Source organism: Sphingopyxis sp. (assembly GCF_036402335.1).
GTDB lineage: Bacteria > Pseudomonadota > Alphaproteobacteria > Sphingomonadales > Sphingomonadaceae > Sphingopyxis.
In genome coordinates this window covers 1-5,791 of sequence record NZ_DASWTD010000134.1, presented here as the reverse complement: position 1 = coordinate 5,791, position 5,791 = coordinate 1, and the positions used below count along the sequence as shown (strand labels likewise).

The 5,791-nt window shown below is 66.2% G+C and carries 7 protein-coding genes; 5 read left to right on the top strand and 2 right to left on the bottom strand.

Going from position 1 to position 5,791, the window contains the following annotated elements; genetic code table 11:
• Positions 1–12 precede the first annotated feature (12 nt).
• Together grpE and hrcA are read right to left on the bottom strand one after the other, a co-directional pair.
• On the bottom strand, positions 13–567 hold the full coding sequence (gene grpE / locus VGD20_RS04230) for a nucleotide exchange factor GrpE (protein ID WP_331133252.1): 555 nt from the start codon (positions 565–567) through the stop codon (positions 13–15).
• Positions 568–571: 4 nt separating this feature from the next.
• The gene (hrcA, locus tag VGD20_RS04225) at positions 572–1,615 is read right to left on the bottom strand and encodes a heat-inducible transcriptional repressor HrcA (RefSeq protein ID WP_331133251.1); all 1,044 of its coding nucleotides are present in this window, start codon (positions 1,613–1,615) and stop codon (positions 572–574) included.
• 225 nt (positions 1,616–1,840) lie between these two features.
• On the opposite strand from hrcA, the gene VGD20_RS04220 reads away from it, so the two are divergent.
• From VGD20_RS04220 to hemW, 5 genes are all read left to right on the top strand, one after another.
• Positions 1,841–2,641 (top strand): dienelactone hydrolase family protein, encoded by an 801-nt coding sequence (locus VGD20_RS04220; RefSeq protein ID WP_331133250.1) that lies wholly within the window; start codon positions 1,841–1,843, stop codon positions 2,639–2,641.
• 48 nt (positions 2,642–2,689) lie between these two features.
• Positions 2,690–3,418: a ribonuclease PH gene (gene rph / locus VGD20_RS04215; RefSeq protein ID WP_331133249.1), complete on the top strand. Its 729-nt coding sequence runs from the start codon at positions 2,690–2,692 to the stop codon at positions 3,416–3,418.
• A 1-nt stretch (position 3,419) separates the two neighbouring features.
• Positions 3,420–4,046 carry an RdgB/HAM1 family non-canonical purine NTP pyrophosphatase gene (gene rdgB / locus VGD20_RS04210; protein ID WP_331133248.1) on the top strand — a complete coding sequence of 209 codons (627 nt, stop codon included), beginning with the start codon at positions 3,420–3,422 and terminating at the stop codon, positions 4,044–4,046.
• Positions 4,047–4,102: 56 nt separating this feature from the next.
• Complete coding sequence (locus VGD20_RS04205) at positions 4,103–4,618, top strand: DUF2239 family protein (RefSeq protein ID WP_331133247.1); 516 nt, start codon at positions 4,103–4,105, stop codon at positions 4,616–4,618.
• Between the two features lie 59 nt (positions 4,619–4,677).
• Positions 4,678–5,791: radical SAM family heme chaperone HemW (gene hemW / locus VGD20_RS04200; RefSeq protein ID WP_331133246.1), on the top strand; the 1,114-nt coding region annotated here is incomplete at its 3' end.

The window sequence follows — 5,791 nt, the reverse complement described above, 5'->3', positions numbered from 1 at the left end:
CTCACAAGCGGATTAGCCCGCCTTTGCGACCCCCACCATCGCGGGGCGCAGCAGCCGGTCCTTCAGCATATAACCCGCCTGCATTTCCTGCACGATGGTGCCCGGCGTCTTGTCGCTCGGGATTTCGAGCATCGCCTGATGCTGGTTCGGGTCAAGCGGCAGGCCAATCGCCGCGATGCGCGTGATGCCGTTGCGTTCGAAGACGCTGAGCAGTTCGCGCTCGGTCGCTTCGAGCCCGGTGATCAGCGGCTTGATCGCGTCGTCGGCGCGCTGTTCCTCGCTGAGCGCAGCGAGCGCGCGGCCGAGATTGTCGGCGACCGACAGGATGTCGCGCGCGAATTTGGTCGCGGCATAGGCGTGCGCGTCGGCAATTTCCTTGTCCTTGCGGCGCGTGACATTCTGCACCTCGGCGCGCGCATAGAGCAGGTCCTGCTGGAGCGCGGCGACCTGTTCGGCGAGCTGCGCCAGCTCGTCATTCTCACCCTGCGCGGGGTTCACTGCTTCGGCAGTTTCGGCTTCGTTGTTCGCGCCGTCGTCGACCGGCGTGTCGTTTTCAATGTTCGTCATAAACCTATCGTATCAGTCTGGAGAGCGATTGTGCGGTGAAATCCACCATGGGAACGATCCGGGCATAGTTCAAGCGCGTCGGGCCGATGACCCCGACTACGCCGACCACGCGCCCGTCCGATCCGCGATAGGGCGCCGCTATCACGGACGAGCCCGAAAGCGAGAATAATTTATTCTCCGATCCGATGAAGATGCGGGTCGCGCTGCCCTCGCGCGCGCTGTCGAGCAACTGCGCGATATCCTGCTTGGTTTCGAGTTCGTCGAGCAACTGGCGCACGCGGTCGAGGTCACCGACGGCATTCTCGTCGAGCAGATTCGCCTGCCCGCGCACGATCAGCACCGGGCGGTCGGCGCCGTCCGAGGACCAGATCGCGAGGCCGCGGCTGATCAGATCCTGCGCGGCACGGTCGATCGCGATGCGCTCGGCTTCGATCTCGTGCCGGACGCGCGCCATCGCCTCGGTCAGCGTCAGGCCGGAAAGCGTCGCCGAGATGTAATTTCCCGCCTCGACGAGTGCTGACGGGTTGAGCCCTGCGGGAATGTCGATGACGCGATTCTCGACCGTCCCGTCGCCTGCGACGAGTACGACGAGCGACTGGCTTGCCGACAGCGGAACGAAGGCGAGTTGCTTCAGCACGCGTTCGTGCTTGGGAACAAGTACGAGCCCGGCGCACGCCGACAATCCTGACAGCGCCGACGTGGCCTGTGCGAGCGCGCTTTCGATCGGGCCGGCGTCGGACAGGCTCGCCTCGATCTGGGCGCGATCCTCGGCGGACGGCTCGGCGACCTGCATCATGCCGTCGACGAAGAGGCGGAGGCCCTGTTCGGTCGGCAGACGCCCTGCACTCGTGTGCGGGCTGGCGAGCAGGCCGAACTCTTCAAGGTCCTGCATCACGTTGCGGATCGATGCGGGCGAGAGGTTGAGCGTCGCGAGTTTCGACAATGTGCGCGATCCCACCGGCTGGCCGGTCTCGAGATAGGCGTCGACGACCAGCCGGAACACATCGCGCGCACGCGTGGTGAGTTCGGTGATCGGCGGGGTTGTCATAAGGAGGATTTAGGGACGGCGAGAGCGAGGGGCAAGCTCATGATCCTCCCTGCCGCGAAGCGGTGGGGAGGGGGACCGCGCCCGTAGGGCGTGGTGGAGGGGCTGTAACGTTGCGGCAAAGCCCCCCGTCAGCGCTTCGCGCTGCCACCTCCCCATCGCTGCGCGACAGGGAGGATTGCCGTTGCGCTAGATCGTCACTAGCCTCCCGCCCCAGGGGAGACAGCCATGCCAACACGCCCGCTCAATCAGGACGACCCGCTCGACGATTTCGACCATCGCGACATCGTCCTGCTCGGCCGCAAGCACCGCGTCTACACGACGGGTAGCGGCCCCGCGGTGATCGTGATGACCGAAATGCCCGGCATCAGCCCGCACGTCGCGCGTTTCGCCCGCTGGGTCCGCGATGCCGGATTCACCGTCTATATGCCGCACATCTTCGGCAAGGACGGGGCCGTGCCGCGGGCGCCCCGCATGTTATTCACGATGATCGGTGGGTGTATCAGCCGCCAGTTCCGCGCGTTTCAGGCGAACGAGAGCTCGCCCGCGACGAAGTGGCTGCGCGCATTGGCGGCGCTGGCGCATACGGAATGCGGCGGCAAGGGTGTCGGCGCGATCGGCATGTGCTTTACCGGCAACTTCGCGCTGTCGATGATGCTGGAGCCCGCGGTGCTCGCGCCGGTGCTGGCGCAGCCGTCGCTGCCACTCAACGACGCGGCTGGCATGCACATCGCTCCCGACGAGATCGCAGCGGTGAAAGAGCGGATGGAGGCAGAGGACCTGACCGTGCTCGCTTACCGCTTCGCGGGCGACAAATATTGCCAGGCAGCGCGTTTCGCGGCCTATCAGGATGCGCTCGGCGACCGCTTTATCGGCAAGGTGCTGCCCGACAGCGCGGCAAACCCCGACAGCCCGATGAGGAACCCGCATAGCGTCGTCACCATCCACCTGATCGACGAGGCGGGGCAGCCGACGGTGCAGGCGCGCGACGAAATCCTCGATTTCTTCAAGATGCGGTTGAGCGAATGAGGGTAGCCGCCTAAGGGCCACCGCAATCAATATTTGAAAGGATTATCCATGCGCCCTTCCGGCCGCGCGCCCGACCAGATGCGTCCCATCGCGATCGAGACCGAATTCACGATCCATGCCGAGGGCAGCGTCCTAGTCAGCTTCGGCAACACCAAGGTGCTCGTGACCGCGAGCGTCGACGAAAAGGTGCCGTCGTGGATGCGCGGCAAGGGCGCCGGCTGGGTGACGGCCGAATATGGCATGCTGCCCCGCGCAACGCACACACGCGGCAGCCGCGAAGCGGCGAAAGGCAAGCAGTCGGGCCGGACGCAGGAAATCCAGCGGCTGATCGGCCGCAGCTTGCGCGCCGTCGTCGACATGAAGAAGCTCGGCGAGCGCCAGATCATCATCGACTGTGACGTCATCCAGGCCGACGGCGGCACGCGCACCGCGTCGATCTCGGGTGCATGGGTCGCGATGCGGCTCGCGGTCGACAAGCTTCTTGCGGCCAAGACGATCGCCGAGGATCCGATCGAGGACAAGGTCGGCGCGATCTCGTGCGGTATCTACAAGGGCACGCCGGTGCTCGACCTCGACTATGACGAGGATTCGGTCGCCGAGGCCGACGGCAATTTCGTGCTGACCGGCAAGGGCCAGATCGTCGAAGTGCAGGCAAGCGCCGAAGGCGCGACCTACGATGAGGAAGGACTGCTCCGCCTGCTCCGCCTCGCGCGCATCGGTTGCGGCGAGATTTTCGCGGCGCAGGACGCGGCAACGGGTAGGGCGACGGGCCGCTGAGATGACGCGCAGGCTCGCTCCCGGCAAACTCGTGATCGCCAGCCACAATGCAGGCAAGGTGCGCGAGATCCGCGCGCTGCTCGAACCATTCGGGATCGAGCCCGTGTCGGCGGGCGACCTCGGGCTGCCCGAGCCTGAGGAGACGGGGAAGAGCTTTCGCGAGAATGCGCTGCTGAAAGCGCATGCCAGCGCGTCGGCGGCGGGGTTGCCCGCGCTTGCCGACGACAGCGGGCTCGCGGTTGCGGCGCTCGGCGGACGCCCCGGGGTCTATACCGCCGACTGGGCCGAGCGGCAGTGGTTCGAGGGCAACCCGGGCCGCGACTGGTATATGGCGATGGGCAAGGTCGAAGGCCTGCTCGTCGAACAGGGACACGACGTCGACCGCAGCGCGCGCTTTATCTGCACGCTGGCGCTCGCGTGGCCCGACGGACATGCCGATGTTTACGAAGGTGCCGCGCAGGGCCATCTGACGTGGCCGCCGCGCGGCAAGCTCGGTTTCGGCTATGATCCGGTCTTCGTACCGGTCGGCAATACATTGACTTATGCCGAAATCGATCCCGCCGAGAAGCATGCGATCAGCCACCGGGCCGATGCCTTTGGCAAGCTCGTCGCGGGAGCGTTCAGCTAGCATTATTTTACCCGGGTGATATTGACTCGAATTTATCCGGGTATAATAGAGTCGGCATGACCCATGACCATGCTTCTGTCACCGCCTTCCTCGGCGACATGTACCTCGCTTCGGGGAGCCGCGAGGCCGTAACCCGCACGCTCGAGGACCGCTATCCCTCCGATCTCGGTGCGATTCTGGTGTTCGACGACGCCACGGGGCGGCTGGCCGACCTCGACTATTGGGACGCGGCCAAGACGGCACCTGCGCCATCGGCCGGCCGGCCGCGGCTTGGCGTCAAAGCGCGCGAGGTCACGCTGTTGCCGCGGCACTGGGACTGGCTCGGCGCCCAGCCCGGGGGGGCGTCGGCCGCGTTGCGCCGGCTGGTCGAGGCCGCGAGCAAGGGTGCGCCCGATGCGAAGCAGCGCAGGGATGCCGCCTATAATTTCATGAGTCATGTCTGCGGCGACCGGCCGGGATATGAAGAGGCGCTACGCGCGCTGTACCGCGACGACGATGCGGCATTCGGCGCGATCGTGGCGGCGTGGCCCGCGGATATTCGCGCCCACATCGCGCGCCTGCTGAAACCCTGAAGCGCTGGCAGGCGATTCCGGCTTTTGTGTGCAGGACGAAAGGGAGTAGGGGGCGCCGCATGGCCGAACCGCTCGCTCTTTATGTCCATTGGCCCTTCTGCGTGTCGAAATGCCCCTATTGCGACTTCAACAGCCATGTGCGCGAAAGTGTCGATCAGGCGGTGTGGCGCGAGGCGTTGCTGGCCGATTTGCAGCATGAGGCGGGGCTGCTGCCGGGACGCAGCGTGGGCTCGATCTTCTTCGGCGGCGGCACGCCGAGCCTGATGCCGCCCGCTACCGTGGCTGCGGTGATTGCGGCGGCGGAGCGCGCGTGGGGACTCGCCGATGACGTCGAGATCACGCTGGAGGCGAACCCCAATTCGGTCGAAGTCGCCAATTTCGCAGACCTTGCGGCGGCGGGGGTCAATCGCGTTTCGATAGGCGTGCAGAGTTTCGATTCCGAAGTGCTTGAATTTCTGGGTCGTGCGCACAGCGAGGATGATGCGCGCCGCGCCATCGCGACCGCGCAGGAACATTTCGCGCGCGTCAGCTTCGACCTGATTTACGCGCGGCCGGGACAGGCGCTGGCGGCGTGGGAAAGCGAGTTGGCCGGGGCACTGGCGTTCGGGACCGACCACCTCTCGCTCTACCAGCTCACCATCGAACCCGGCACGCGCTTCGCGACATTGGCGGCGAAGGGCGACCTCACTATCCCCGACGGTGACACCGCCGCCGACCTGTTCGACACGACGCAGGCGATGACGCGCGCCGCCGGCCTGCCGCGATACGAGGTTTCGAACCACGCGCGCACCGGGCAAGAGAGCCGCCACAATCTCGCTTACTGGCGTTACGCCGACTATGCCGGCGTCGGCCCCGGAGCGCATGGGCGGCGGCTGGGCCAAGCGACCGAGCGGCACAAGAAGCCCGAGAATTTTATCGCGGCGGTCGAGCGCAACGGCCATGGGCTGAAAGTCGAAACCGACCTGCCGGCGCATGAGCGCGCGACCGAGGCGATGCTGATGGGGCTGCGGCTGACCGACGGGATCGACCTCGCGCGCATCGAGGCGCGGAGCGGGCTGGCGCGCGCGGCCTTCGTCGATGGCGATGCGGTCGCGCGGCTGGAACGCCAGGGGTTGGTGCGGCAGGACGCCGACCGGCTCGCGGTGACCGATGACGGTATTTTGCTGCTAGACT

Excerpts from the sequence above, each read along its gene's own strand:
- rph (WP_331133249.1), top strand. The coding sequence starts at position 2,690 with ATGCGCCCTTCCGGCCGCGCGCCCGACCAGATGCGTCCCATCGCGATC.
- grpE (WP_331133252.1), bottom strand. The coding sequence starts at position 567 with ATGACGAACATTGAAAACGACACGCCGGTCGACGACGGCGCGAACAAC.
- hrcA (WP_331133251.1), bottom strand. The coding sequence starts at position 1,615 with ATGACAACCCCGCCGATCACCGAACTCACCACGCGTGCGCGCGATGTG.
- VGD20_RS04220 (WP_331133250.1), top strand. The coding sequence starts at position 1,841 with ATGCCAACACGCCCGCTCAATCAGGACGACCCGCTCGACGATTTCGAC.
- VGD20_RS04205 (WP_331133247.1), top strand. The coding sequence starts at position 4,103 with ATGACCCATGACCATGCTTCTGTCACCGCCTTCCTCGGCGACATGTAC.
- rdgB (WP_331133248.1), top strand. The coding sequence starts at position 3,420 with ATGACGCGCAGGCTCGCTCCCGGCAAACTCGTGATCGCCAGCCACAAT.